The sequence below is a fragment of the Streptomyces hyderabadensis genome (assembly GCF_020404845.1).
Classification (GTDB): Bacteria; Actinomycetota; Actinomycetes; order Streptomycetales; family Streptomycetaceae; genus Streptomyces; species Streptomyces hyderabadensis.
In genome coordinates this window covers 99,664-124,083 of the sequence record NZ_JAIOJZ010000023.1, presented here as the reverse complement: position 1 = coordinate 124,083, position 24,420 = coordinate 99,664, and the positions used below count along the sequence as shown (strand labels likewise).

Annotated in this window: 25 protein-coding genes; 10 read left to right on the top strand and 15 right to left on the bottom strand. The window is 71.9% G+C overall.

The features are described from left to right. The first annotated feature begins 156 nt into the window (after nucleotides 1–156). Nucleotides 157–1,533, top strand: coding sequence for a cryptochrome/photolyase family protein (locus K7854_RS19665; protein ID WP_226027845.1), 1,377 nt, complete (start codon nucleotides 157–159; stop codon nucleotides 1,531–1,533). 28 nt (nucleotides 1,534–1,561) lie between these two features. On the opposite strand, the gene K7854_RS19660 is transcribed toward K7854_RS19665, so the two are convergent. Further along, complete coding sequence (locus tag K7854_RS19660) at nucleotides 1,562–1,999, bottom strand: hypothetical protein (RefSeq protein WP_226027844.1); 438 nt, start codon at nucleotides 1,997–1,999, stop codon at nucleotides 1,562–1,564. Continuing rightward, the gene (locus K7854_RS19655; RefSeq protein ID WP_226027843.1) at nucleotides 1,992–2,333 is read right to left on the bottom strand and encodes a DUF3140 domain-containing protein; all 342 of its coding nucleotides are present in this window, start codon (nucleotides 2,331–2,333) and stop codon (nucleotides 1,992–1,994) included. The genes K7854_RS19660 and K7854_RS19655 overlap by 8 nt, the downstream gene beginning before the upstream one ends. 298 nt (nucleotides 2,334–2,631) lie before the next feature. Here K7854_RS19655 and K7854_RS19650 point away from each other — a divergent pair, with 298 nt between their 5' ends. Next, complete coding sequence (locus tag K7854_RS19650) at nucleotides 2,632–3,432, top strand: thioesterase family protein (protein ID WP_226027842.1); 801 nt, start codon at nucleotides 2,632–2,634, stop codon at nucleotides 3,430–3,432. 18 nt (nucleotides 3,433–3,450) lie between these two features. Here the strand turns inward: K7854_RS19650 and K7854_RS19645 are convergent, their stop codons facing one another. The 3 genes from K7854_RS19645 to K7854_RS19635 form a co-directional block, all read right to left on the bottom strand. Further along, on the bottom strand, nucleotides 3,451–3,903 hold the full coding sequence (locus K7854_RS19645) for a VOC family protein (protein WP_226027841.1): 453 nt from the start codon (nucleotides 3,901–3,903) through the stop codon (nucleotides 3,451–3,453). Nucleotides 3,904–3,990: 87 nt separating this feature from the next. After that, nucleotides 3,991–4,992: an NADPH:quinone reductase gene (locus K7854_RS19640; protein ID WP_226027840.1), complete on the bottom strand. Its 1,002-nt coding sequence runs from the start codon at nucleotides 4,990–4,992 to the stop codon at nucleotides 3,991–3,993. Between the two features lie 9 nt (nucleotides 4,993–5,001). Beyond that, on the bottom strand, nucleotides 5,002–5,514 hold the full coding sequence (locus K7854_RS19635; RefSeq protein ID WP_226027839.1) for a DUF2269 domain-containing protein: 513 nt from the start codon (nucleotides 5,512–5,514) through the stop codon (nucleotides 5,002–5,004). Between the two features lie 190 nt (nucleotides 5,515–5,704). On the opposite strand from K7854_RS19635, the gene K7854_RS19630 reads away from it, so the two are divergent. Both K7854_RS19630 and K7854_RS19625 read left to right on the top strand, forming a co-directional pair. Continuing rightward, a complete protein-coding gene (locus tag K7854_RS19630; RefSeq protein ID WP_226027838.1) occupies nucleotides 5,705–6,181 on the top strand; it encodes a hypothetical protein in 477 nt (158 codons plus the stop codon). A 282-nt stretch (nucleotides 6,182–6,463) separates the two neighbouring features. Then, complete coding sequence (locus K7854_RS19625; protein ID WP_226027837.1) at nucleotides 6,464–7,135, top strand: fascin domain-containing protein; 672 nt, start codon at nucleotides 6,464–6,466, stop codon at nucleotides 7,133–7,135. Here K7854_RS19625 and K7854_RS19620 read toward each other — a convergent pair. Continuing rightward, entirely contained in the window at nucleotides 7,117–8,223 is a 1,107-nt protein-coding gene (locus K7854_RS19620) for a sugar kinase (RefSeq protein ID WP_226027836.1), read from the bottom strand. The genes K7854_RS19625 and K7854_RS19620 overlap by 19 nt on opposite strands. Further along, a complete protein-coding gene (locus K7854_RS19615; protein ID WP_226027835.1) occupies nucleotides 8,220–8,852 on the bottom strand; it encodes a bifunctional 4-hydroxy-2-oxoglutarate aldolase/2-dehydro-3-deoxy-phosphogluconate aldolase in 633 nt (210 codons plus the stop codon). Before K7854_RS19615 ends, K7854_RS19620 begins: the two co-directional genes overlap by 4 nt. 206 nt (nucleotides 8,853–9,058) lie before the next feature. On the opposite strand from K7854_RS19615, the gene K7854_RS19610 reads away from it, so the two are divergent. Then, nucleotides 9,059–9,463, top strand: a complete 405-nt coding sequence (locus tag K7854_RS19610; RefSeq protein WP_226027834.1) for a hypothetical protein — start codon at nucleotides 9,059–9,061, stop codon at nucleotides 9,461–9,463. 106 nt (nucleotides 9,464–9,569) lie between these two features. On the opposite strand, the gene K7854_RS19605 is transcribed toward K7854_RS19610, so the two are convergent. From K7854_RS19605 to K7854_RS19575, 7 genes are all read right to left on the bottom strand, one after another. Beyond that, nucleotides 9,570–10,430 carry an amidohydrolase family protein gene (locus K7854_RS19605; protein ID WP_226027833.1) on the bottom strand — a complete coding sequence of 287 codons (861 nt, stop codon included), beginning with the start codon at nucleotides 10,428–10,430 and terminating at the stop codon, nucleotides 9,570–9,572. A 44-nt stretch (nucleotides 10,431–10,474) separates the two neighbouring features. After that, a complete protein-coding gene (locus K7854_RS19600) occupies nucleotides 10,475–11,458 on the bottom strand; it encodes an ABC transporter substrate-binding protein (RefSeq protein WP_226027832.1) in 984 nt (327 codons plus the stop codon). Between the two features lie 68 nt (nucleotides 11,459–11,526). After that, on the bottom strand, nucleotides 11,527–12,408 hold the full coding sequence (locus tag K7854_RS19595) for a hypothetical protein (RefSeq protein WP_226027831.1): 882 nt from the start codon (nucleotides 12,406–12,408) through the stop codon (nucleotides 11,527–11,529). A 47-nt stretch (nucleotides 12,409–12,455) separates the two neighbouring features. Further along, a complete protein-coding gene (locus K7854_RS37680; protein ID WP_226027830.1) occupies nucleotides 12,456–14,108 on the bottom strand; it encodes a thiamine pyrophosphate-binding protein in 1,653 nt (550 codons plus the stop codon). A gap of 3 nt (nucleotides 14,109–14,111) precedes the next feature. Beyond that, entirely contained in the window at nucleotides 14,112–15,173 is a 1,062-nt protein-coding gene (locus K7854_RS19585) for an amidohydrolase family protein (RefSeq protein ID WP_226027829.1), read from the bottom strand. A gap of 63 nt (nucleotides 15,174–15,236) precedes the next feature. Then, nucleotides 15,237–16,097, bottom strand: coding sequence for an HpcH/HpaI aldolase family protein (locus K7854_RS19580; protein WP_226027828.1), 861 nt, complete (start codon nucleotides 16,095–16,097; stop codon nucleotides 15,237–15,239). Then, the gene (locus K7854_RS19575; RefSeq protein WP_226027827.1) at nucleotides 16,094–16,780 is read right to left on the bottom strand and encodes an SRPBCC domain-containing protein; all 687 of its coding nucleotides are present in this window, start codon (nucleotides 16,778–16,780) and stop codon (nucleotides 16,094–16,096) included. The genes K7854_RS19580 and K7854_RS19575 overlap by 4 nt, the downstream gene beginning before the upstream one ends. Nucleotides 16,781–17,410: 630 nt before the next feature. Between K7854_RS19575 and K7854_RS19570 the strand changes: the two genes are divergently transcribed. The 5 genes from K7854_RS19570 to K7854_RS19550 all read left to right on the top strand — a co-directional run bounded on the left by K7854_RS19570 (nucleotide 17,411) and on the right by K7854_RS19550 (nucleotide 23,647). Next, nucleotides 17,411–18,280: an ABC transporter substrate-binding protein gene (locus tag K7854_RS19570; protein WP_226027826.1), complete on the top strand. Its 870-nt coding sequence runs from the start codon at nucleotides 17,411–17,413 to the stop codon at nucleotides 18,278–18,280. A gap of 363 nt (nucleotides 18,281–18,643) precedes the next feature. Beyond that, on the top strand, nucleotides 18,644–19,525 hold the full coding sequence (locus K7854_RS19565; protein ID WP_226027825.1) for an amidohydrolase family protein: 882 nt from the start codon (nucleotides 18,644–18,646) through the stop codon (nucleotides 19,523–19,525). 3 nt (nucleotides 19,526–19,528) lie between these two features. After that, nucleotides 19,529–20,623: an ABC transporter substrate-binding protein gene (locus tag K7854_RS19560; protein WP_226027824.1), complete on the top strand. Its 1,095-nt coding sequence runs from the start codon at nucleotides 19,529–19,531 to the stop codon at nucleotides 20,621–20,623. Nucleotides 20,624–20,707: 84 nt separating this feature from the next. Further along, nucleotides 20,708–22,486 (top strand): ABC transporter permease, encoded by a 1,779-nt coding sequence (locus K7854_RS19555; protein WP_226027823.1) that lies wholly within the window; start codon nucleotides 20,708–20,710, stop codon nucleotides 22,484–22,486. Between the two features lie 12 nt (nucleotides 22,487–22,498). Beyond that, nucleotides 22,499–23,647 (top strand): ABC transporter ATP-binding protein, encoded by a 1,149-nt coding sequence (locus K7854_RS19550; RefSeq protein ID WP_226027822.1) that lies wholly within the window; start codon nucleotides 22,499–22,501, stop codon nucleotides 23,645–23,647. Nucleotides 23,648–23,665: 18 nt separating this feature from the next. Here K7854_RS19550 and K7854_RS19545 read toward each other — a convergent pair whose 3' ends face one another. Continuing rightward, nucleotides 23,666–24,364 (bottom strand): GntR family transcriptional regulator, encoded by a 699-nt coding sequence (locus K7854_RS19545; protein ID WP_226027821.1) that lies wholly within the window; start codon nucleotides 24,362–24,364, stop codon nucleotides 23,666–23,668. Nucleotides 24,365–24,420: the final 56 nt, after the last annotated feature.

The following is a 24,420-nucleotide window of genomic DNA, read 5'->3' as shown; positions in this document are numbered from 1 at the left end:
CTCCCCGGTGCACGGCGCCGGCGAGTGGAGGCCGAGGCGGCGGCGGCCGGCGCACGCGGCGGCGCTGTTACGCCGCCGCCCGGCGGCGCCCCGCGCGTCCCCGCGGAGAGCGCCTCGCGGTCCGGTAGCGTCGCCGGGACCCCCGCGAGGAGTGCCATGACCACGTCGGTCGTTTTGTTCACCCGCGATCTGCGGCTCCACGACCATCCGCCGCTGCGCGCGGCGCTCGACCGTTCCGCGGCCGTGGTGCCGCTGTTCGTCCGGGACCGGGCCGTGGACGCCGCCGGATTCGCCGCGCCCAACCGGCTCGCCCTCCTCGCCGACTGTCTGCGGGACCTGGACGCCGGGCTGCGGGACCGCGGCGGGCGGCTGGTCGTCCGCTCCGGCGACCTGGTCGAGCAGGTGTGCGCGGTGGCCGGGGAGGCGGCGGCCGACGAGGTGCACCTGGCGGCCGACGTCAGCGCGTACGCGCACCGCCGCGAGGAACTCCTGCGCTCCGCCCTCGCGGCGCGGGGCTGCCGGCTGCACGTCCACGACGCCGTGACCACCGTGCTGGCCCCGGGGGCCGTCACCCCGGCCGCCTCCGACCACTTCGCGGTGTTCACGCCGTACTTCCGGCGCTGGAGCGAGCGTTCCGTCCGCGAGCCGCTGGCCGCCCCGCGCCGGGTGCGCGTCCCGGACGGCGTCGGTTCGGAGCCGCTGCCCGCCCGCGGGGACCTGGTGGGGCTGTCCCCGGCGCTGCCGACCGGTGGGGAACGGGCCGCCAGGAAGCGCATGACGGCGTGGCTGCGCAACGGCCTCGCCGGCTACGCGGACCACCACGACGACCTGGCCGGCGACGCCACCTCCCGGCTCTCCCCCGACCTGCACCTCGGCGCCCTCTCCCCCGCCGAGCTGGTCCACCGGGCCCGGCGCGCGGGCGGTCCCGGCGCGGAGGCCTTCGTACGACAGCTGGCCTGGCGGGACTTCCACCACCAGGTGCTGGCCGCCCGCCCGCACGCCGCGGCCGCCGACTACCGCACCCGGCACGACCGCTGGCGCACCGGCGCCGCCGCCGAGGCGGACGTCGCCGCGTGGCGGGCGGGGCGCACGGGCTACCCGGTCGTGGACGCCGCGATGCGCCAGCTGCGGCACGAGGGCTGGATGCACAACCGGGGCCGCCTGCTGGTCGCCAGTTTCCTCACCAAGACGCTGTACGTGGACTGGCGGGTGGGCGCCCGGCACTTCCTGGAGCTGCTCGCGGACGGCGACGTGGCCGACAACCAGCTGAACTGGCAGTGGGCCGCGGGCACCGGCACCGACACCCGGCCGCACCGCGTCCTGAACCCGACCGCGCAGGCCCGGCGGTTCGACCCCGACGGTGCGTACGTCCGGCGCTGGGTGCCCGAACTGGCCGGGCTGAAGGGTCGCTCGGTGCACGAGCCCTGGCGGCTGCCCCGGGCGGAGCGCTCCGCGTACGGAGGCTATCCCGACCCGGTCGTCGACCTCGCCGAGGGCCTGGACCGCTTCCGGCGGGCGCGCGGACGCGACTGAGCCCCGGGCGGGCGGACCCGGGCGGCCGTCAGGGGCGGGGCCCGTCCGGACGGAACGTGTGGTCCGGGTGGTTCCGGGTCCTGCGGGCCTGCTTCAGCTCCGCCTCGTACAGGTGGCGGCGGCCCTCGGCCAGGTGCTCCACCGCCGCCTGCTCCAGGTCCCGGAACGGCTGGTAGTACGTCCGGTCGTAGGCGTCGACGATCTGGAACGTCCAGTGGCCGGGGATGACGTTGCGGCCGAGGATCTCGGTGCGTACGCGCTCCGCCCACTCCGGGTGCCCCGCGGCACGCAGCAGTGCGACCGCGCGGTCGAGTTCGAAGTCCGCCGCACCGGTGTGCTGGTGGAAGGCGAACAGGTGCCCGCGGGCGCACTCGGTGGTCTCCAGGGACTTGGACAGGGACCCGAGGGCCTCGACCGTCTCGTCGCTGACGCCGTCCGGGCGGCGGTGCCGGTCGTCGTCAGCCATGGCGTGCCAGGGGGTCGTGGCCCCAGTTCATCAGCGAGTGGCGCCACCGGGTGTCCGCGACGTCGCCCGACGGCCGCTGGGCCAGGTGCCGGCGGACGTAGCCGACGACCTTGCGCATGTGCTCGTAGTCCGCGTCCGAGAGGTCGCCCCGGTTCTTGTGCAGGATCTCGACGATCCGGCGGCCGGACGCGTGCCCGACGGACTCGCCCCCGTCCTGGTGGTGCCCGGCGTCCCGCGACTCGTCGGTGTCGAGCCACCGGTCCAGTTCGGCCGGTGTCATGTTCACCAGTTCGTGGAAGGCGTCCCGGGTCTCGTCCTGTTCGTCGCCGTCCATGGCGCCTCACTCCTCCTTCTTCAGCGCGGACGGCTTGTGCACCGCCGACCTGCCCGACCTGTCGCTGCGGACCCCCTTCCTCAGGTGCTCGCCGTCGTCGCGTTTCCTGGCCATCGCGGTACTCCTTCGCCTGCGCGCCGCCTTCGGCTTCCTGGACGGTCCCAGTTCCCAGCCGGGGCCGACCCACTCGGCCCGGCCCGATGCGCCGTACAACTATCCTGGTCGCGGTCCCGGCGGCGCCGTCGGCACCCGCCGCCGCCGCCGTACTCGTCACCGCCGTCGTTCCAGGAGCAGCCCGTTGAACACCAGCACAGCGACCCCGGACAGCTACTACGAGCGCATCGACGAGCACCGCTACAAGCCCACCCCGCACGCGGGCGGCGCGTGGAGCCCGGACGAACAGCACTTCAGTCCGCTCGGGGGTCTGATCGTCCACGCCGTCGACCGGCACCTGGCGGACCGGCCCGGTGCGGCGATGTCACTGAGCCGGATCAGCTTCGACATCCTGGGCCGGCCGGCGCTGGACGAGTGCGAGATACGGGTGGAGACCGTCCGGCCGGGGCGCACCATCGAGCTGGTGGAGGCGACCGTGCTGATCGCGGACCGCTCGGTGGCGCGGGCCAGGGCCTGGCTGCTGGCCGACGGGGACACGAGCGGCGTCGCCGGCGGCGGTGCCGACCGGCTCGCCGGGCCGGACACGCTCGTCCGCTGGCCGATGGAGACCGAGTGGCCCGGCGGGTACATCGCCTCCCTGGACGTGCGCCCGCTGGACCCGCCCCGGCCGGGTCGCGCCACCGCCTGGATCTCCACCGGCCTCGACCTGGTCGCCGGGGAGAGCGCGAGCCCGCTGGCCTCCTACGTCGCGCTGGTCGACACGGCCAACGGCATCGCGGTGCGGCAGTCGCCGCGAGAGTGGATGTTCCCGAACGTGGACCTCACCCTGCACCTGCACCGCGCGCCGCGGGGCCGGTGGACCGGGCTGGACACCACCGTGGTCTTCGGGCCGACCGGTCAGGGCATCACCAGCACCGTGCTGCACGACCTGGACGGCCCGGTCGGCCACGCCCAGCAGCTGCTGACCGTCCGCCCGCAGCCCTGAGCGGTCCCGCCGGACGCGTCAGCCCTGTCCCGCGGGCGGATCGGCGAAAATGCCCTCCAGCATCCCGGTGGCCTGACCGACCTCGATCAGGTAGCCGTCGGGGTCGCGCAGATAGCACCGCAGCTCGGCCTTCCGGTCGATCGGCGGGGTGAGGAACTCGGCACCGAGCGCGCTCCACTCGCGGTGGCAGCGCTCGATGTCGGCCACCCTGATGTTGAGGAAGCTCGTCGCCGTCCCCGGGTCGTCCGGCGGGCGCAAGGTGACGTCCGGCTTGTCCGGCGTCGGCCCCCCGCCCGGATTCATGATGAGCCAGCTGTTCGCCAGTCTGACGATGCACGGGTTCTCCGCGAGCACGACCTCGCCGCCTAGCACCTCGGAGTAGAAGGCACGCGAGCGCGGCACGTCGGCCACGGTGAGGAAGTGGGTGAGCAGCATTCCCGACTCCGGGGCCGGCAGGTCTTCACGGCGCATTCCTGTGCCTCCACGCACTGGCGACGGTTTCCCCGTTTTCTTCCACCGTGTCCATCATGGACCTGGCCCGCCGGGCCGGAAAGACGATCAGGGCGGCGTGAGGACCAGCCGTCCCCGCACCTCTCCGGCCTCCAGTCTGCGGTGGGCCTCGGCCGTCCGCGACAGCGGCAGCCGGTCGGCGATGCGCGGGCGCCACGGGGTGTGAGTGAGGACGCCCACCACGCCCCGTGCCGCCTCGGCGAGGTCGGCGGTGGTGGCGTTGCTGATGGCGAAGCCCACGATGCTCGCGTCCTTGGTGTAGAGCCGGCCCATGGGCAGTGCGGAGGGCCCGGTGCCCAGTCCCGCCATCGCGACCAGCCGCCCGCCCCGGGCCAGCGAGTCGACGGACTCGGCCAGCACCCCGTGGCCGGACGTGTCCAGGTGCACGTCGTAGCCGTCGGGGGCGGCCCGGCGCATGCGCGCGCCGAGGTCTGGCGCGCGGTGGTCGAGGACCTCCGCGGCGCCCAGGCCCCGCACCGCCTCGGCGTCCTCGGCACGTGCCGTGGCGATCACGCGGGCCCCGGCCCGGGCGGCCAGGGCGACGGCGGCGCCGCCCACGTTCCCGGCGCCGCCGCCGACGTAGACGGTCTCCCCCGCCCGCAGCCGCCCGTGCCGCAGCAGCGCGAGCCAGGCGGTGGCGGCCGGGTGGGCGGCCGCCACGAGGTGTTCCGCGTCGATGCCGGGCGGCACCGGGTAGAGGCGTTCGGCCGCGACCGTCGCGTACTGGGCGAAGGCACCCTGCCGGCCGGCGTGGCCCAGGCTGTTGCACCACACCCGCCGCCCGGCGGTCCAGCCCGCCGCGCCCGGTCCGGCCAGGACGACCTCGCCCACCAGGTCGCGGCCGACGACGAAGGGCGTGGGCAGGGGGGTGGCGTACGCCCCGGACCGTACGAAGGTGTCCACGGGGTCGGCCGCGACGGCCGTCACCCGCACCAGTACGTCCGTGGGGCCCACGGACGGCACGGGGAGTTCCCCGTACCGGATGGCGTCGGCCGGTCCGACGGCGTCGACGTACGCCGCCCGCATGGTGTCGGGGACTGTGCTGTTCATGACCTCATGCTAGGAACCGCCCGGGGACGGACGCTCGCGCAGCCGGCGGCCGCGCCGGGTGAGTCCCCAGGGTTTGAGGAGCGAGAGCACCGTCATGAAGACATAGGCGGACAGGGAGACCACCGGCCCGAAGAGCACGTCCCCCGCGTCGGGCAGCGGCTCACCGGCGGTCACGGCCGCGACCGCCGAGTTCACCCCGGGGCGCAGTGCGAAGAAGGTGGCGACGGTCGTGGCCAGGGTCAGCCAGAACTTCGTGTACACCCACCGGTGCCGGGCGAGCCCCCACGGCGTGCCCAGCGCCAGCAGCAGGCCGCTCGCCAGGGTGAGCAGGGCGAGCGGGAGCAGCAGCCAGTCGGCGAACAGCTTCATGCAGCGGACGGCGGCCTCCACCGCGGCCGGGGAGGCGCCGGCCGCCGCGGTGATGCCGAGCGCCAGCAGCCCGAGGGAGAGCCCGAGCCAGGCGGCGGAGGCGACGGCATGGACGACGAGGGAGGCCCGGCGTGCGGGGCGGCTGAGTTTCACACCGCCCACGCTGCCGGTCGGCGGCCACCGGGGCGTCCCACGGCGGGAGTAACCCCCCGTACTGAGCCGGGCGTACCCGCCGGGTCCCGTCGTGACCCGATCGGAGCAGGCTCGGGACCTACGCGCTGCGCGGGCGCACCGCGCGCCCTAGCCTGGGCGTGTCCTCGAGGAAACGCCCCTAGGAGTTCCCATGCGTCTGCCCGTCGAGCTCAGGCATGTCGCCCCGCGCCTTGCCACCGGGGCTTTCATTCTCAACTCCGGTCTGGCCAAGCGCGGAGCCGACGAAGAGACCGCCGCCATGATGCACGGAATGGCGAAGAACACCTATCCGTTCCTCGGCAAACTGCAGCCCACGACGTTTGTCCGGCTGCTCTCCGCCGGCGAGATCGCGCTCGGCACGGCACTGCTGCTGCCGGTTGTGCCGACGGCCCTGGCGGGCATCGGCCTGACCGCGTTCTCGGCGGGACTGGTGGGACTTTATCTGCGCACCCCGGGAATGCGCGAGGAGGGCAGCCTGCGTCCGACGCAGGAGGGAACGGCCCTGGCGAAGGACACCTGGATGCTCGGCATCGGGGTCGGATTCGTCGTCGACGCGGCCACGAGCAGGTCGCGCCGACCGCGCCCGGCCTGGAAATCGGCCGCCGCCGTAACGGCACGTTGCCGGTGAATTAACGGCGGACCACGGGATTCCTAATACCGCTCAATTCCGGTCCGGGATCGTCGAATTGAGAGCGGAACTGTGCCGGTTCGCGCTTCAACATCACTATGCTGAAAGTGCTTCGCCGAATCGGCGCAGCGGCCGCCGACGCACCCGGGGAGGGGTGCCGACCGCGGCCTGTGGGGGGTGCGGAGAAATTCGGGGGTGACGCCGTCATGTCTCGGTGCCGTTTCCCGCGGGATCGTCGTCCCGCCGCCCCGGTATCCGTGTGACGAAAGCCGAGGAATTCCCGTGCGACGTACGACCTCCGTCCTGCTGTCCCTGAGCGCCCTGCTCGCGGCGTCCGCGCTGACCGTTCCGACCGCCGTCGCCGCCCCGCGCGCCGACGGTCCCGCCGCCGTCCCGGCCGGCTGGGAGGCGGTGGACGCATCCGCCCTGGCGCGCATCACCGGGGACAAGGACGCCCGGCGGGCCCCGCTCGCCGCCGGGGAGACGGCCGCTGCGGCCGCGGAGCCGGAGCTGCTGGCCGTGCAGTCCGTCCGCAACAACCGTTTCGTGGCCACCGAGAAGAACTACGCCGAGCCCAACACCGGTGTCCAGCGGGCCCGTTCGACCGAGTTCGGCGGCTCGTGGGAGAGCTACGCCTTCGAGTGGGACGAGGCCACCGAGACCTACGCGCTGCGGTCCCTGGCGAACAACCGCTACGTGGCGGTGGAGAAGAACTACACCGGCAGCGCGCAGAACGTCCTGCGGGCACGCTCCACCAGCGTGGGCGGCTGGGAGCGGTTCGTCCTCTACTACAACGAGAGCCTGGACCGCTGGGCGCTCCAGTCCACGCTCAACGGGCTCTTCGTCGCCATGGAGAACGGCTACACCGGTTCGCTCCAGTACGCGCTGCGCGCCCGCTCCACCGAGGTGACGGGCTCGTGGGAGGAGTTCGTGCTCTACGACATCGGCGCCTGACACCAGTCCTGCTCGGCGAGGGCCAGCATCGCCGCGACGGTGCCCTCGTCGGGCAGGGGTCCGTGGTCCCCGACGACCTTCAGCGCGGACGCGGCCGTGAGGTGACCCAGGCGCAGGGCCCGGGTGAGATCCGTGCCGCCGCACAGTCCGGCGAGGAATCCGGCGGCGAACGCGTCGCCCGCGCCGACCGGCTCCACGACCTCAGTGGCCAGGGCGGGCACGGTGCACGCGCCGTGCTCGGTGAACGCGGTGGCGCCCCGCCCGCCGTCCTTGACGACGAGGACCCGCGGGCGGCTCAGCAGCCGGCGGACGTCCGTGGCGTCCAGGTCGGCGCCCCACAGGTCCTGGGCCTCGTCCAGGCCGACGAAGGCGATGTCGGCGCGGTCGGCCAGCTCGCGCAGCACCGTGGCGGCCGTGTCCGGCGGCCACAGGGCGGGGCGGTGGTTGACGTCGAAGCTGACGGCGTGGCCGCGCCGCTCCGGCGGGGTGTGCAGGGCCCGTTCCACCAGGGCCCGGCAGGACGGGGACAGCGCCGGCGTCACCCCGGTCAGGTGGAGCAGGGCGGCCCCGCGGATCCGCTCGTCGTCCAGGAGGCCGGGGCCGAGGGCCGAGGCCGCCGAACCCGCGCGGTAGTAGTGCACGCGGGTCCCGGTGGCGCCCGGGTCCTTCAGGAGCAGGCCGGTCGGCCGTGCGGGGTCGGTGCGGACGCCCGAGACGTCCACGCCCGCCCCTGCGACGGTCGAGCGCACCCGTCGGCCGAGCGCGTCGTCACCGACCGCCGAGAGCCAGGAGACGGGCAGGCCGTGGTCCGCGAGGTACATGGCCACGTTCGACTCGGCGCCCGCCACCGAGAGACACAGCAACTCCGCGTCGTCCAGCGCGTGGGAGGGGGCCGGGGCCAGGGCCGCCATGGTCTCCCCCAGGCACACCACCGGTCCCCGCGGCGGTCGCCAGGGGCTGGTGGCCGGATCGGCCGCGGTCTTCTCCCGCCTGCCTACGGAGGTCCTGGGCACGGAGGTCCTGGGCACGGAGGTCCTGGGCACGGAGGTGTCGGCGTCCCGCTCCGGTGCGGGCCGGGCGTCGGTCACGGCCGGGCCTGACGCACGGCGGCGCGGAAGGCGCGGGCGCGGGCGCGGAGACCGTCGAGACTGCCTCCGTCGGCGGCGTCGCCGATCAGCGGGGAACCGACCCCGACCGCGGTGGCGCCGGCCGCCAGGTGGGCGCGGGCCGCCGCCTCGTCGACACCGCCGACGGGCACCAGGGCCTCCTGCGGGAAGGGTCCGCGCAGTGCCTTGACGTAGGCCGGTCCGCCCGCCTGGGCCGCCGGGAAGATCTTCAACGCGGTGGCGCCGAGGGTGCGCGCCGCTATGACGTCGGTGGGTGTCATGACGCCGGCCAGGACGGGCATGCCCCGCTCGCGGGCCGCCGTGACGCCGTCGCCCAGCCCCGGGGTGACCGCGAAGTCGGCGCCGGCGCGGTGGGCGGCCACGGCGTCGTCGGCGGTCAGCACCGTGCCGGCGCCCAGGGGCCGGTCGGGGCCGAGGGCCGCTCTGGCGCGTTCGATGACGTGCAGCGCGTCCTTGCCGGTCAGCGACACCTCGATCAGCTCCACGCCCTCCTCGGCCAGCGTCAGCACGGTGCGCAGCGCGGCGTCGGCGTCGCCGCCGCGCACGATGGCGACGAGGCGGTGGGCTTCCAGGGCGGCTCGCAGATCCACAGGCGGGTCTCCTACTCCGGGGCGTCGCAGGTCGCGGGCCGGCCGGCCCGTGACGGCACTCGGCGGCCAGGGTAGAACGCCGCCGCGCCCGGTCCCCGACCCGGCCCCGGTGCCGGCCGTCGGCCGGCACCGACAAGTCGCGCGTTTTGTCCCATTCCTCACGGTGACCCGGATGGAGCAAACCCACGTGCGACGAGGTGAGAGACATGCTGGTGCTGGGCCTCCTGCTCATGGCGGGCGCCGCCGCCTTCGCGGGACTGCTGATCGCGGACAACCTGTCCGGCGGTCCGGACTACACCGTGAGCCTGCTGGGGAGCGAGCCATTCACGATCAGTACGCTCGGGGCGTTTCTCGGCGGCATCGCCCTGACCCTGATCTTCGGCCTGGGCATGTGGATGCTCCTGGCCGGGACGGTACTGGCACGCCACCGCGGCAAGAAGCGCCGCAGGGAACGGGAGACCGCCAGGCAGGCCACCGCCGAGCGGGACGCGCTGGCCGGCCGTCTGGAGGGCGCGGGAAGCAGCACGGACACCGCCGCCGACGAGACCGCCGGACAGCGGCGGCCCACCGCCCACCGGCCGCAGTGGCTACGGCCGCACAGCCACCACTGACCGGCCGCCGACCGTCATGGGGCCGACCGGTCCGGCTCACCCGCCGGACCGGTCGGCCCTGCCCGGGGAGCCGGGGCGGAGCGCTGGAGCGGCCCGAGCGGCCCCGTCAGGCGGCGCCGTGGGCCAGGCCCGGGTAGAGCCGCCGGGACGTGCCCGCGAAGATCTCCTGCCGGTCCGCCTCGGGCAGGTCCGCGAGGACGTCCTCGGCGAGGGCACGCAGTTCGGGAAGGGACTGCTCGGCCGCCGGCAGGTTCGACCCCCAGGCGATCCGCCCGGCGCCGAAGGCCTCCACGACCGGGGTGAGGAAGTCGGCCGCCCGGTCCCCGGCGTCCTTCAGCCGCTCCAGGTTGCGGTGGGTGAGCTTGAGGTGCAGCCCGGGCTGCGCGCCGAGGGCCGCGACCTCCTCGCCGGCCCGGGCGGGCGACGCGGCGATGTCGGGGTATCCGATGTGGTCCAGGAGCACCTTCACACCGGGGAACCGCTCCAGGAGTTCCACCAGCTGCCCGGTGGCCGCGCCCAGGCGCATCTGGAGGCAGACCGGCAGGTCCAGTTCCGCGGCCTTCTCCCAGAAGGGGAACGTCTCGGGGGCGACGAACCACTCCCCCTGGGTGGGTACGGTGCTGCCGCTGGTGAACAGCCGCACCCCGGCCAGACCGCCCTCGCCGACCGCCGCCTTGAGGTTCGCGGCGGCGTCCGGACGCAGCGGGTCGACGGTGCCGACGGCGACGAAGCGCCCGGGCCAGCGGCGGCTGCTGTCGAGTACGTAGGAGTTGTCGTAGCCGTAGTTGGTGGTGGCCTGGACGAGAACGGCCTGGCCGATGCCGGTCTCGTCCATGCGGGCCACCATGCCCTCGGCAGTCACCGGCCGGGTCGCGGCCCACTGGGACTGCTTGCCCCCGATCGGTGCCTTGGGGTAGCGGGCGACGTCCTCGGAGATGATGTGGCAGTGCGCGTCGACGAAGTCCATGTGTCCGTGCTTCCTTGTCTCGGGTGGGTGCGGCGGGGGCCGGTTCAGGCGTCCGGGTAGTCGCCCGCGGCGAACAGGGACTTCGGGTCGGCGGGGAAGTCCGCGTCGAGCAGGCCCTGGTCCTTGGCGAACCGCACCATCGCGTTCAGGCTGGGCTCGTTGGCCGTGATCCCGTAGGGGACGGGGTCGCCGCCGATCTGCCGCGCCTGGCGGGCCAGCCGGCCCACCGCCGACCACTCGGGGTGCGCGTCCAGGTGCCGGCGCTTGCTCCGGGCGAAGGCCGCGTACAGCCTGGTCGGCAGGTCCGGGTCGCGTTCCACCAGCTCGGAGCGCACCGCGACCAGCGAGTGCAACGGGTAGATCCCCGTGCGCAGGTAGTGGTCGACGGCGAGCGTGGCGGCCTCGGGGAACAGCGGGTACGGGCCGTCGTCACCGGCGGTCTCCGGCTCGGCCGCCGCCGTCCAGCCCGCCTTGGGCGCCCCCGCCCGTCCGGTCCCGGCGTTGCCGGTCAGCGCGGCGTCGATCTCCCCGGCGCGCAGCAGCTCGCCCAGCGAGCGGCCGTCGGTGACCCGCTCGACGTTGGCGGGCACCCGGCCCTCGATGTGGTCGTCGTCGTCGACCACCCAGGTGATCGTGTCGATGTCCACCCCGTACTCCTCGCGCAGCACGCCGCGCACCCACACACCGGTGCTGACCGAGTAGGCGCGCACGCCGATCCGGCGGCCCTCCAGGTCGCGCGGCACGCGGATGCCGGAGTGGGTGGCGCACTGCACGTCGCCGTGGTGGAAGCGCCGGTTGAGGAACACCGGGACCGCGGTCAGCGGTATGCCTTCCTGGCGGGCCATCAGGTACGACACCGGGGCGAGTTCGCACACGGCGAACTCCAGGTCCCGGATCATCCTGCGGTACGCGCCGATGACCGGCCTGACCTCGACGGGCTCGACGGTGCAACCCTCCGGCGCGGTGTCGCCGTCCAGCAGCGGCTGCGCGTGCGGGTAGTCGCCGAGAACGACCGTGAGCTTGTCCATGCCTTCTGCCCTTTTCCTGTTCGTTGTGTGCTTCCGTCGCGACCGTGCGGTGCGGCGGCCGTTGGCGCTCAGGCTCCGAGCCGGGCCGGCGGTACGCCCAGTGCCGTGCAGGTCCGCTCGACCAGCTCGTCGTAGTCCACGGCCCGCGGGACGACCTCCTGCTCCAGCGCGTAGGCGGCGGCCTTGGTGAACGCGCCGCGCAGCGCCTCGAAGCCCACGGGGTGCAGCGGGAAGGCCCGGCCGGCCTCCTCCTTGGCGGTGAGCACCGACCGCATCGCGTCGTAGGCGGCGAGGATCGCCGCCGGGTGCTCGGCGGCAGCGGCTTCGGAGATGCCGACCACGTGGTTGACGGGGATGAACCCCTGCTCCTTCGACCACTGCTCGGCGGCTTCGTGGGCGTGGTCGACGGCGGTGCGGATCCGGTCGTCGGCGGGCAGTTCGTTGCCCATGATGCCGAAGTCGACCCGGCCCGCCAGGAAGTCCGCGGGCAGTTTGGTCCCTTCCGGCGCGCGCCTGACCCACGACGGGTCCTCGGCGCCCTCGACGTGGTGGCCCTCGTACGTCGTCCAGGCGGCCTTTCTGAGGTCCACGCCGTACTGCTCGGTGAGGAACCCGCGCACCCACACCCCGGTGGTCTGGCTCCAGGCCCGCACGCCGACGCTGTGTCCCTCGACGTCGGCGACCGACAGCCGGCCCAGGGTCACCAGGGTCTGGTGCTGGTGGCGGCCGAGCGTGGTGACCGGCAGCAGCAGCACCGGCTTGCCGTGGGCGACGGCTTGCAGGACGGTGACGATCGCCAGCTCGCACAGGTCCGCGTCCGAGCGGTTGACGAAGCCGCGGGAGGCCTTGTGGACCGGCTTGATGCCGATCCGCTCCGGTTCCGCGCCCGCCTCACGCGCCGCCGCCGCGGCGGCCGCCGCGAGATCGTCGCGGCCCAGGACCAGCTTCATGTCTCTCTCCTTGGGGGGTACGAGGTGGATACGTGTCCGGGTGCCGCTCAGACGTCCTCGCCGTACTGGATACGGCGGTAGGGCGTACTGAGCACCTCGCGGGTGATGCGGACGTCGACGACGGTGGGCCGGGGCTCGCGTACGTACTCCGCGAGTGCGGCGCGCAGTTCGTCGGCGGTGCGGACGGTGGCCCCGCCGCCGCCGAGGGTCCTGGCGACCTCGCCGATCTCGGGTGTGCTGATGGTCGCCAGGTCCGGGTCGAGCCCCTTCGCCTTCGCCTTGTGGTACTCGGCACCGAGGCCCTGGTCGTTCATCACGACGACCAGCAGCGGGATGTCGTAGCGGCAGGCGGTCTCGAACTCGGACAGGTGCATGAGGAAGCTGGCGTCGCCCTCGACGACGAAGCCGGGCCGGTTCCCCTTGGCGACCATCTGGCCCATGGCGATGAGCGGGGCCTGGCCGATGGCGCCGAACATGCCGTAGTTGGACAGCACGTCCCGCGAGCGCTGGAAGAGCATGGTGCCGAAGTCGGTCTGGTGGCCGCTGCCCAGTACCAGCCCCATGTCGGCGGGGAGTTCGTGGTCCAGGATCCAGATCGCCTCGCGCGGGTCGAGCCGGCCGGGTTCGCGCACGTACTCGGGCTGCTGGAGCCGGCCGGTCAGATGCCGGCGGACCTGCTCGGTGTGGTAGCCCTCCAGCGCGACGGAACGTTCTTTGAGCACCCGGGTCAGCTCGGTGAGGGCGGTGACGGCGTCGGCCTGGAGGTAGCAGTCGGCCCGCTTGCCGTTGCCCATCACCAGGTGCGGGGCGGTGTCGATCTGGAGGTACTTGGCCTCGGGGTAGAGGTAGCCGCTCTCGATGGTGTAGTGGTTCAGGCTGGCACCCACCGCGATCACGCAGTCGGCCTCCTGGAGCAGTTCCATCGACAGCTTGTCGCCGAACAGACCCGACAGGCCGACGTGGAAGTCGGTGCGGTCGCACAGCCAGTTCTTCGCCTGCAGGGTGGTGGCCAGCAGGGCGCCGGTCTGCTCCTGCAGGGCCAGGACCTGCTCGCCCGCCTCGGCGCGGCGGGCGCCCCGCCCCGCGATGATCACCACCCGCTTGGCGTCCTGGAGCAGGTCGGCGGCGGCGGCGAGCCTGGCCGGGTCGGGCAGCAGCCGGGGCGTGTCGATCAGGGCGGTCGAGGGCGTGTAGTCCTCGTCGTAGTCCTCCAGTTCGGCGACCTGGACGTCGAACGGGGCGCTGATCATGACCGGCCGGGACTCGGTCCGCGCCCGGTAGAAGGCCTGCCGCACGGCGTCCTGGGCGTTCTCGGGCCGGGTCACGTGGATGAACTCGCACTCGATCGCGGCGGCGAACCGGCGCTGGTCGAGGTACTGGGTGGCGCCCTCGTCCCCCAGCGGGGTCTCCCCGCAGAACGCGACCAGGGGAGTGCGTGCCCGGCTCGCGCAGAGCATCGAGGTGGCCAGCTGCGAGACTCCGGGACCGCTGGTGGTGGTGACCACGCCGGGCTGCCCCGCGCCGCGGGCCCAGCCGTCGGCCATGCCGAGGCCCGAACCCTCGTGCCGGACCTCGTACAGGCGCACGCCGCGGTCGGCGAGCGCGGCCATCCAGTGCATGTTGGCGTCACCCATCATGCCGAAGACGTCGGTGGTGCCTTCCTTGACGAACGCCTCGGCCAGGGCTTCGTAGACCTTCACTGATCAGGACTCCTTCACGTTCGCCGCGGCCGTGGTCCGCGCCTTCAGGACGCCGTCGAGCCGGGAGAAGACCCGCAGCGCGTTGCCTCCGTAGACCGCCTGGCGGTCGGTGTCGCTCATGTCGATGGAGTCGAGGGTGTACTTGGTGTCGTCGAACCGGCGTCCGGTCTCGGGGTCCACGCTGCGGACGGCGCCGATCATCTCCGAGGCGAACAGGACGTTGCGGGCCGGGATGATGTCGAGCAGCAGCTCCATGCCGCGCTTGTGGTAGACGCAGGTGTCGAAGTACACGTTGGGCAGGATCGACTCCTCCAGCGGCGGCCGGCCGCGGTCCTGCATCATGCCCCGGTAGCGGCCCCAGTGGTACGGGACGGCGCCGCCGCCGTGCGGCAGGATCAGCTTGAGCGTCGGGAAGTCCTTGAACAGGTCCGACTCGCACAGCTGCATGAACGCAGCGGTGTCACCGGCGAGGTAGTGGGCGCAGGTGCCCTGCAGCGCGGGGTTCCTGGACATCGCGACGTGCACCATCGCGGGGACGTCCAGCTCGGTCATCTTCTCGTACAGCGGGTAGTAGACGCGGTCGGTGAGCGGCGGCGCCTGGTAGTAGCCGTCCGACGGGTCCGGGTTGAGCAGGCAGCCGACGAAGCCCAGCTCCTCGACGCAGCGCTCCAGTTCGGCGACGGAGTTGCGGACGGAGGCGGGCAGGGCGTCGCCCGGTGACTGCGGGAGCTGGCACACCCCCACGAACCGCTCGGGGAAGAGGCCGCACACCCGGGCGATCAGGTCGTTGCTGACCCGGGACCAGTCCAGGCTGGTGTGCTCGTCGCCGTAGTGGTGGGCCATCTTGCCCGCGCCCGGCGAGAAGACCGTCAGGTCGGTGCCGCGCTCGATCTGCAGCTTCAGCTGCCCGTTCTCGATGGCGGTACGGATCTCGTCGTCGCCGATGTCCAGCTCGTCGGGCGACAGGCGGGCGCCGGTCTCCTCGAACGCCCGGATCTGCTTCTCCCGCCACTTCCCCAGCGCGGGGGGCGCCGTGGTGAAGTGACCGTGACAGTCAATGATCATGTATTGCTCCGATACTCGCGGTGCGGTGACCGCTGGTGTACGACGGACTGGATCGGCTGGTGCCTAGGCGCGGCCGGTCAGCTTCCGGGCCTTGGCCAGGCCGGGGTAGGTGCGTACCGGCGCCGACATCAGGAAGCGGTAGCCGTCGTCGAGCACCTGCTCGACGTTGCCGGCGGTCACATGGGGGTGGCCCACGGCGATGCCGCGTGCGGTGCAGATGTCGAGGATCCGCCGCTTGCACTCCAGGACACGGGGGTGCTCGTACTGGCGGGGGACGCCCAGTTCCTGGCTCATGTCGCCCTCGCCGATCAGGATCAGACCGATCCCGGGCACCTGGTCGAGCATGTCCGGCAGGTTCTTGATGCCGAGCTGGTCCTCGATCATCAGGCCCACCAGGATCTCTCCGTCCTCGGCGAGCGGCCACACATCTGCCTTGGCGTAGTACTCGGTGTTCGGGATGCCCCAGTAGCGCGTCGCCGCGTGCGGGCCGTCCCCGCGCAGCCCGGCCGGCTCGTACAGGGGAGCGTCCGGCAGCCGGGGGTACCGGCAGGCCGCGACGGCGTTGCGGGCCTCCTCCACCGTGGAGACGTGCGGCCACACGACGCCGAACGCACCCAGGTCGAGCGCCTGCTTGGCGTGCCACTGGGCCTTCTCCGCCCCGTTGGCGGGGATGCGGACCATCGGGGTGACGGCCGGTGCGAGGCTGTCCGCCTCGAAGATCTGACGACGGCTCAGCAGGTACTGGAAGCTGTCCTTGAGCGCGTTGATGTCCCAGGGCTTGTGCTCCATCTCGAACACCACCCCGTCGTACTCCGTGTTGCTGAGTTCGACGGCGGCCCCGGGGTCGGCGGCCGAGAAGGTCGCGAAGACGTGCTCCCCCGCGGCCAGCCGCTCGATCACCTTGTTGTGCCTGGACGTAGTCATCGCCGGCCTCCCTGTCCGAGTGCTTCACCTGACTGGCTCGCCGAGCCGCCCGCTCCGTTCGGCGGCACACCCCGCCGCCGGGACTTCCGTCCCGCCCACCACGCCCGCAGCCGGGCGAACAGGCCGGTACGCCGGGCCGGAGCCGGCCGGGGCCGGCCGGCCGCCGTCGCCGCGAGGGGCTCGGCGGAGGCCACCGCGACGGGCTCGGACGGCTCGGCCACGGGTTCGGTGGGGGCGGCGCACAGGGTGACGAGTTCGTCGGTGAACTCCTTCGTCATCCGCGAGACCACCGCTCCCGCGCCCGACTCGATCAGCTTGGCGAGTTTGCCGTTGAGCTTGATCTCCCCGTCGCAGAAAACCCGCGACGTGCCCGGGGTGTCTCCCTCGACCACCCTGAACGTGGCACCGGCACTGAACCGGGTGGCGCCCTGGCCGTCACCTCCCCGGGCCGTCAGACGGCCCTCGTGTTCCGGCTCGTCCAGGTCCAGCGAGACGCGGGCGGCGAACTTGACCCGCAGGCCGCCGAACCTGATGGCCAGCGTCCCGTCGAAGGACCCGTCCTCGTGCGACGCCCCGAGCTCGGCACCTCCGATGCACGACACGACGGCCGACGGATCGGAGATGACCTCCCAGACACGTTCGGGAGGACTCGGTACGGCGATCTCTTCCTTGATCGTTATCAACGCTGAACCTCACTGGGCCGATGGAGCCGGAGCGGTGCGACACCCAGGCGCACTCTCAGAATTGTTAGACAACTTTCGGCGCAAGTTACCACCATTGGCGAGCCGAAGCGACCTCACCGTCATGCATTGTCAAACAATCGAAGGCGCGTCACCTGCGGGACGGAGCAGCCGGCAGGACTCGTCGAGAGCGGCGAACGGGATCTCCACAGAGCGGTCTCCGGATCCACCGCGAGCAGGAAGGCCGGCACGAGGCCCGGTCGCGCCCCGCCTGACGGGGGGCCGGGGTGTGCCGCGCGGTCGCTGCCGCCCGACCCCTTCCAGAACCTGGATAGTTGTCGAACAATCTGCACGCCAGGACGGTAACAGTGGCACCTCCCGCCCGCAATGGGATGGACATCCACAGAAAATCTGTTTAACGATTCGTGTGCCACCGATGGGTTGACAAGCCCGGACCGGGCACCTCAGCCTGACAACGGACGGTCACCGTTGACGCAGCAGCCCGGCGACCGCCCCATCCACCGGAAGGGTCCGACAGGGACGCCCCCTGCCCGGCCGGGACCGGTTGGCTTTCCGCTCGCGACAGAGCGTCGAGAAGAAGTGTGCGTGAGCACCACTGGAAGGTGAGGAACCTTGACTACGTACTCCGTGGCGGTAAGGGATTACACGCACACCGTCCCGCTGAAGACCGGTCGGCGGGGTGTCGGGAACTGCACCCTCGAATTCCCCGACGTCGACCCGATCCACCGGGCGTTCGCCCCCATGGTCCGCGAGCGGAAGTTCGACGTGTCCGAGATGGCGATCGTCACGCATCTCCAGGCCTTCGAGCACGGCAAGGGCGTCAGCCTGCTGCCGATCGCCATGAGCGGGCGCCTGCACCACAACACCCTCGCGCAGTCCCCGGACGGCCCGATCGGCGACCCCGCCGATCTCGTGGGCCGGCGGGTGGGCGTGCGGGCGTACAGCCAGACGACCGGGATGTGGGTCCGCGGCGCCCTCAAGGAGGACTACGGGGTGGCGGCCGACCAGATCACCTGGGTCACCACCGAGGGCCCGCACGTGGCGGAGTACGTCGAGCCGCCGAACGTGGAGCGCTCGGCCGGCACCCTCATGGAGCTGCTGCGCGCCGGGGACATCGCCGCCGTGGTCGGCGGCAGCGGACTCGTCCCGGTCCTCAAGGACTGGGAGACGGCCGGGCAGGCCTGGGCCGAACGCCATGCCACCGTGCCGATCAACCACATGCTCACCGTCCGCACGGACCTGCTGAGGAAGGATCCGGAGGCCGTCCGGGGCATCTACGACGCCTTCACCGCGAGCATCGACGCCACCAGGACGCAGGCCCCGGGGTCCGTCCGGGAGCGCGCCGTCTCCCACGGACTCAACGACGCCCTGCTCTCGGGAGTGCGGCTGGCCATCCAGTACGCACGCGAGCAGCAGCTCATCAGGTCGTCGATGACCGCCGAGGACCTGTTCGCCGACTACACCGAGTACCTCGGCGGCTGACACCGCGCAGCCCGCGTCCCCACCGGCCCGCACACCAGCCGGCCGGAACCCCGTGCGCCGGCTTCAGGGGCTTTCACCTGCCGCGATCCCCGTAAGAATTGTTTGACAGTCCGCCCGCACGAGTATTGATAGCTCCCTTTCATACGCGTACGGTGGCCAAAACTGTATGACATTCCTGGATCGAGCCTCTGGTAGCCGTACGGGTCGACGAGGCATCCGCGCCGCAGCGCGTGAGAGCCGCCACTACTACCCAGGACCCCGGCGCCCGTCACCGTGCCCGGACCCCTGGACGTCCCGCACCAGCCCTCGACGACCGAGCCCGACTCACCCACCCGCCGCGACACCACCCGCACAGAGGTGCTCATGTTCCACGTTGACACGCACACCCACATCATCTCGCCCGACACCGACGCCTATCCCGCGGCACCTCTCGGCGGTCACCGCTCCACCTGGTCCCAGGAACGGCCCACCGACATCGACGGTCTGCTGCGCGAGGCCGACGCGGCGGCCGTCGACCACCTCGTCGTCGTACAGGCCTCCACCGTGTACGGCTTCGACAACAACTACGTCGCCGACCAGCTCACCCGGCACGCCGACCGCATCAGCGGCGTCTGCTCGGTCGACTTCCTCTCCCCCGACGCGCTCACGGATCTGCGCCACTGGATCGATGAGCGGGGCTTCTCCGGCGTCCGCATCCGTGCGGCGGACGGGACGACCGCGGTGCCGACCCCCGGCCGGGGTCTCGACGACGAGCGCATGGCGCCGGTCTGGCAGTTCCTCTCCGACCGCCGGGTGCCGGTCTGCATCCAGATGCACGCCCAGCACGCGCCCGTCCTGGCGAAGCTCCTCCAGCAGTACCCGGGCCTCACCGCGGTGCTCGACCACGGCGGCCGGCCGCAGCTGTCCGAGGACGGACCGCTGTACCCCGACGCCCCGGGTGTCACCCCGCTCCACGAGACCGGCCGGGTCTTCGTCAAGCTCACGCCGCCGGCGATCCTGCGCGCCCAGCGGGAGGCCGGGTCCGCGGCGCCGCTCTTCCGGTCCCTGGTCGAGACGTTCGGTGCGGCACACGTGATGTGGGGTTCCAACTTCCCCGCCTCGGCCGGGAAGCTGTCCGAGCTGGTCGACCTCGTCAAGGAGCAGCTGCCGCCGCTCGACGGGACCGACCTGGCGCTGATCACCGGCGGCACCGCGGCCCGCCTGTACGGTCTCGCCGGCGCCGCCCCTTCCGCCTCCCAGGAATAGGCGGTGCCCGTGAACCGCTCCCGGCTCCCCTCCCGCCGGCGGCACCGCGCCGCCGTCCTGACCGCCCTGGCGCTGGTGGTCGCCCTGCTGGCCGCCGGCTGCGGCAGCAGTCCCCCGCCCGACCCCAAGGCCAAGGACCTGGACGAGCTGTACCAGGAGGCCAAGGCCGAAGGCGAGGTCATCTGGTTCGCGCCGAAACCGGAGGCGCAGATGCGGCCGGCGATCGACGCCTTCCGGAAGAAGTATCCCGGCATCGAGGTCAAGTACACGAACAAGAAGGCTCCGGACCTCGTCACCCAGCTGAACGTCGAACAGGCCGCGGACCGGGTCAGCTTCGACGTCTCCAACGCCGGCGGACTCACCGTGCTGCCCTCCCTGGACATGGCGGCGAACGTGCAGTGGTCCGACTACGAGGTGCCGGCCGACCAGGTGTTCGACGACAACCTCGTCTACGTCTGGGCCGTGCCGAAGGTCTGGGCGTACAACACCAAGGCGGTCCCCCGCGCGAACATACCCACGAGCTGGGACGGCCTGCTCGCCCCGCGGTGGAAGTCGGGCAAGCTCACCGTCGAGTCACGGGGTTCCTTCATGACCGTATGGGCCCAGGACCCGGCGCTCGGCGCCGAGGCGGGTCTCGACTACGCCTCCCGACTGGCCGATTCGAGCCCCCACTACACCGAGAACACCACGCAGGCCCATGCCAACATCATCTCGGGCCAGACCCCGGTGGGCACGGACCTGATCAACCTCGTGCTGGGAGACCAGGCCAAGGGCGCGCCGATCGCCGTCGCACCGGTCGGCCCGACCAACGCGAACAAGTCCTACCTGTTCGTGCCGAAGGGCTCTCCCCACCCGGCGGCGGGGCGCCTGCTCACGGCCTTCCTCGCCTCCGAGGAGGGGCAGGCCGCCCTGGTCGACACCTACAACTCGATCATCCCCACCGACACCGACTGCACCGACGCCGCCACCAACAAGGTCATCGGTGCCCTGTGCAAGGCCGGCGTCAAGTGGTTCAGCGAAACCAACGTCGCACAGTACGAGCAGTTCTCAGCCTACTTCCCCAAGGTCGAAGAGGCCTTGGGCACCGACGTCAACTGACGGCCGCCGACGAGTCACCCCTGCCTACGGCCGGCGGCCACCGCAGGCAGCGAACTTGTCCGCTCACCCTTGGAGACTCCAGCGATGCAGTCTGGCACCAAGCCCACCGCCGGCGTACGCCCTGAGCGCCGGGACGGGGTCCAGGCCGATGCAGCCGACGTACGCCCTCCCACCAGGCGCAAGGACCGCCTCCTGGGCGGCGTCAACATCGCCATCGGCGCGATCCTCGCCTACCTCGTCCTCTTCCCCTTGGGCGTGCTGGTCTACAGCAGCTTCAAGGACAGCGAGTTCAAACTGCCCTTCCAGGTATCCGGGTTCTCGCTCGCCAACTTCACCGGGATCCTGTCCTCCGAGCGTCTGCTGGAGGTCGCCCTCAACTCACTGATCTTCGTGGTCGGCACCGTGGTGCTGGCCCTGGTCATCAGCGTCAGCCTGGCCTACCTGTTCGAGCGGACCGACATCCCCGGACGCCGTGTCCTTGCCCCGAGCACCCTGGCCCCCATGGCCGTGCCGGCCACGGTCATGGCGGTGGCGTGGGTCCTGGCGGCCAACCCGGCCAACGGCCCCCTCGCCCTCGCCGTCGAACGGACGCTGGGGTTCACGGTCAACATCTACTCGCTGCCGGGCATGATCCTGGTGGCCGGCATCTTCGGCGTACCGGGCATGTACATCATGCTGGCCCCGGCGTTCGCCCGGCTCAACCAGGAGTTCGAGGAGGCGGCGGCCACCTCGGGAGCCGGCTGGCTCACCCGCACGCGCAAGGTGGTGCTGCCGCTCACGATGCCGGCCATCACGGCGGCGAGCATGCTGCTGGTCGTCATCGCGCTGGAGGAGTTCGCCATCCCGGCCATGCTCGGGATGCCGAACCAGATCTACGTGTTCAGCAGCTACGTCCAGGCCGCGCTGCAGCCGCCGGGCGGTCTGCCCGACTACGGCCAGGCCAGCGCCTACGGGATCCTGCTGGTGCTGCTGTCCCTCGTGATGATCGCCGTCTACCGGCGCCAGACGCGTGAGGCCCACCGCTTCCGGGTGGTGTCGGGCAAGGGCTACCGGGCCACGCCGGTACTGCTGGGCCGGTGGCGCATCCCGATCGCCGTCCTCGTGTCGCTCTACGTACTCGTCGCGATCGTCGTGCCCATCCTGACCCTGGTGTGGACGAGCCTGACCCCGTTCCTGCAGCCGATCAGCCTCGACAGCCTGGACGGGCTCAGCCTCGCCAACTACTCGTCCATCTTCACCGATCCGCACCTGAGCCACGCCCTGGTCAACACCCTCGTCATCAGCCTGCTCACGGCGACCCTGACGGCGGCCTTCGGCTCGTGGCTGGCGCTGGCCTCCACCCGGGGCGGGTTCGTCGGCCGGGTGCTGTTCGACCTGTCCTTCCTGGTCTTCGCCATCCCCAGCGTGGTGCTGGGCATGGCGGTGCTCTTCCTCTACCTGTTCGTCCCGGTCCCCGTGTACGGCACGGTGTGGATCATCGTCATCGCCCTCACCACCCGCTACATCCCGCGCGGGTCACGCATGATCCAGACCTCCCTGCTGCAACTGGACCCCGGTCTGGAGGAAGTGGCCCGGGTCTCGGGGGCGAGCAGTGTCACGGTCATGCGCCGGGTGGTCTTCCCGCTCGTCGCCCCGGCCGTGTCACGGACCTGGCTGTGGGTGTTCGCCAACGCGCTGGGCGAGCTTCCCATCGCCCTGCTGCTGTCCAGTTCCGACAACCGCACGGTCGTCGTGCTGCTGTGGGACATGATCGGTGAGAGCGCGGACTACCCCGAGGCCAGTGCCCTCGCCGTCCTGCTGCTCGCCCTCTCCTCCGTCTCCGTCTGGTGGGTCAACCGACGTGGCTTCCAACAACACATGTGAGGTGTCGTGACCGTGCAGAAAACCGTTTCCTCCGACCACTCCGTCGAGATCACCGGACTGGAGAAGCGCTACGCCCCGCAACGCAGCGGGGAGAGCAGCCGCGGAATCGAGGACGTGACGTTCGCCGTTCCGCGCAGCGAATTCCTCACCCTGCTGGGGCCCAGCGGATGCGGCAAGTCGACCACCCTGCGCTGTCTGGCCGGCCTGGAGACCGCCGACCGGGGCACGATCTCGATGAACGGCCGGCCCATGTTCTCGGCCGTGGACGGGCAGAACGTCTCCCCCGAACGCCGTCCGATCGCGATGGTGCCGCAGTCCTACGGGATCTGGCCGCACATGAAGGTCTTCGACAACGCGGCGTTCCCGCTCCGGTACGGGCGCACCACCTACTCCAAGGCCGAGACGCAGCAGCGTGTGCTCGCCATGCTCGAACAGGTGGGGCTGACGGAGTACGCGGACCGGTGGTCGACCCAGCTCAGCGGCGGCCAGCAGCAGCGCCTCGCGCTGGCTCGGGCCCTGCTGTGCGAGCCCGAGGTGCTGCTGCTCGACGAGCCGCTGTCCAACCTGGACGCGAAGCTGCGCTCCTCCCTGCGCGCCGAACTGCGCTCCTTCCAGCAGAAGTTCGGCGTCACCACCATCTACGTCACGCACGACCAGGGCGAGGCGCTGGCCATGTCCGACACGATCGTGGTCATGAACCAGGGCCGGATCGAGCAGATCGGCTCGCCGAACGACATCTACGACTCGCCGGCCTCGCGCTTCGTGGCCGACTTCGTGGGCAGCGCCAACCTGGTCCCCGGCGTGACGGAGACCGCGGTCGGGCCCGGTGCGCGTGTGGTCGAGGCCAAGACCGCCGTGGGAGTGGTGCGGTGCGAACGCTTCACCAGCCCCGCGACGCCGCCCACCGCCGGGCAGGAGCTGTTCGTGTGCATCCGGCCGGAGAACATCCGCGTCGTCGCCGGCGCCCCGGAGTCCGAGGGTCCCAACCGGTTCTCCGCGCGGATCCTGTCGAGCGAGTATCTCGGCGACCGCCAGGAGGTCGTCGTCACCGTGGGAGACACCCCGCTGCGCGCGCACGCCGACGCGCACCTGGACGCCCGACCGGGCGACGAGGTGACCGCGGTGCTGGACCCCTTGTGGACCATCGCCCTGTGGTCCTGACCCGGCCGTGACCGCGGGCTACGAGTCCGCGGGCTCGGCGAGCTGCAGCTGGAGGGCCCGCCGGGCGGCCGACAGGTGATGCTTCATCGCGGCGGCCGCCGCCTCCGGGTTGCGGGTGGCGATGGTGGCGAGGATGGCCTCGTGCTCCTTGACCGAATCGGCCCGCGGGTGCGCCCGGTCCACGTTCTTGTACTGCTGCATCACCAGGGGGTGGAGCAGGCTGTCGACGAACCTGGAGAGGGTGGCATGCCGCGCCGCCTCGCGGATCTGCTCGTGGAACCTGCGGTTGAGCCGCCAGTACTCGTCGCGTCCGCCCGGCACCTGGCACTCCCACATCCGTTCGCACGTCTCCGTCATGGCGGCGATGTCGGCATCGGTGGCGTGCCTGGCGGCGCTGGCGGCCAGCGCCGCCTCGAGCACCTCGCGCGTCTCCAGGATCTCCAGGGCCTCGCTCACGGAGAACGAGCGGGTGCGGACGCTGCGGTGCGCCTCTGCGGTGACGTACCCCTCCTGGGCGAGGCGTGCCAGCACGGAGCGCAGCGTCCCGCGCGAGACACCCAGGCGCGTGGTCAGCTCCGATTCGGTGAGACGTGAGTCCGGTTCGTAGTGACCGGACAGCAGCAGCCCACGAAGGTCGTGGTAAGCCTGCGACGTCCGGTTGGCACTCGAATCCGAACCGACCTCGCTGCTCGGGCCGATCTCCGCGGCTTGCGCCATGGTGTGGTCCTCCGGTGCGTACCTGCGACTACAGTCCGGTCAGCATTGTATAACAA

Coding starts and splice junctions, on each gene's coding strand:
- K7854_RS19595 (WP_226027831.1), bottom strand. CDS start 12,408: ATGAAGCTGGTCCTGGGCCGCGACGATCTCGCGGCGGCCGCCGCGGCG.
- K7854_RS19605 (WP_226027833.1), bottom strand. CDS start 10,430: ATGGACTTCGTCGACGCGCACTGCCACATCATCTCCGAGGACGTCGCC.
- K7854_RS19665 (WP_226027845.1), top strand. CDS start 157: ATGACCACGTCGGTCGTTTTGTTCACCCGCGATCTGCGGCTCCACGAC.
- K7854_RS19655 (WP_226027843.1), bottom strand. CDS start 2,333: ATGGACGGCGACGAACAGGACGAGACCCGGGACGCCTTCCACGAACTG.
- K7854_RS19660 (WP_226027844.1), bottom strand. CDS start 1,999: ATGGCTGACGACGACCGGCACCGCCGCCCGGACGGCGTCAGCGACGAG.
- K7854_RS19585 (WP_226027829.1), bottom strand. CDS start 15,173: ATGATCATTGACTGTCACGGTCACTTCACCACGGCGCCCCCCGCGCTG.
- K7854_RS19610 (WP_226027834.1), top strand. CDS start 9,059: ATGCTGGTGCTGGGCCTCCTGCTCATGGCGGGCGCCGCCGCCTTCGCG.
- K7854_RS19630 (WP_226027838.1), top strand. CDS start 5,705: ATGCGTCTGCCCGTCGAGCTCAGGCATGTCGCCCCGCGCCTTGCCACC.
- K7854_RS19645 (WP_226027841.1), bottom strand. CDS start 3,903: ATGCGCCGTGAAGACCTGCCGGCCCCGGAGTCGGGAATGCTGCTCACC.
- K7854_RS19600 (WP_226027832.1), bottom strand. CDS start 11,458: ATGGACAAGCTCACGGTCGTTCTCGGCGACTACCCGCACGCGCAGCCG.
- K7854_RS19555 (WP_226027823.1), top strand. CDS start 20,708: ATGCAGTCTGGCACCAAGCCCACCGCCGGCGTACGCCCTGAGCGCCGG.
- K7854_RS19640 (WP_226027840.1), bottom strand. CDS start 4,992: ATGAACAGCACAGTCCCCGACACCATGCGGGCGGCGTACGTCGACGCC.
- K7854_RS19545 (WP_226027821.1), bottom strand. CDS start 24,364: ATGGCGCAAGCCGCGGAGATCGGCCCGAGCAGCGAGGTCGGTTCGGAT.
- K7854_RS19580 (WP_226027828.1), bottom strand. CDS start 16,097: ATGACTACGTCCAGGCACAACAAGGTGATCGAGCGGCTGGCCGCGGGG.
- K7854_RS19565 (WP_226027825.1), top strand. CDS start 18,644: ATGTTCCACGTTGACACGCACACCCACATCATCTCGCCCGACACCGAC.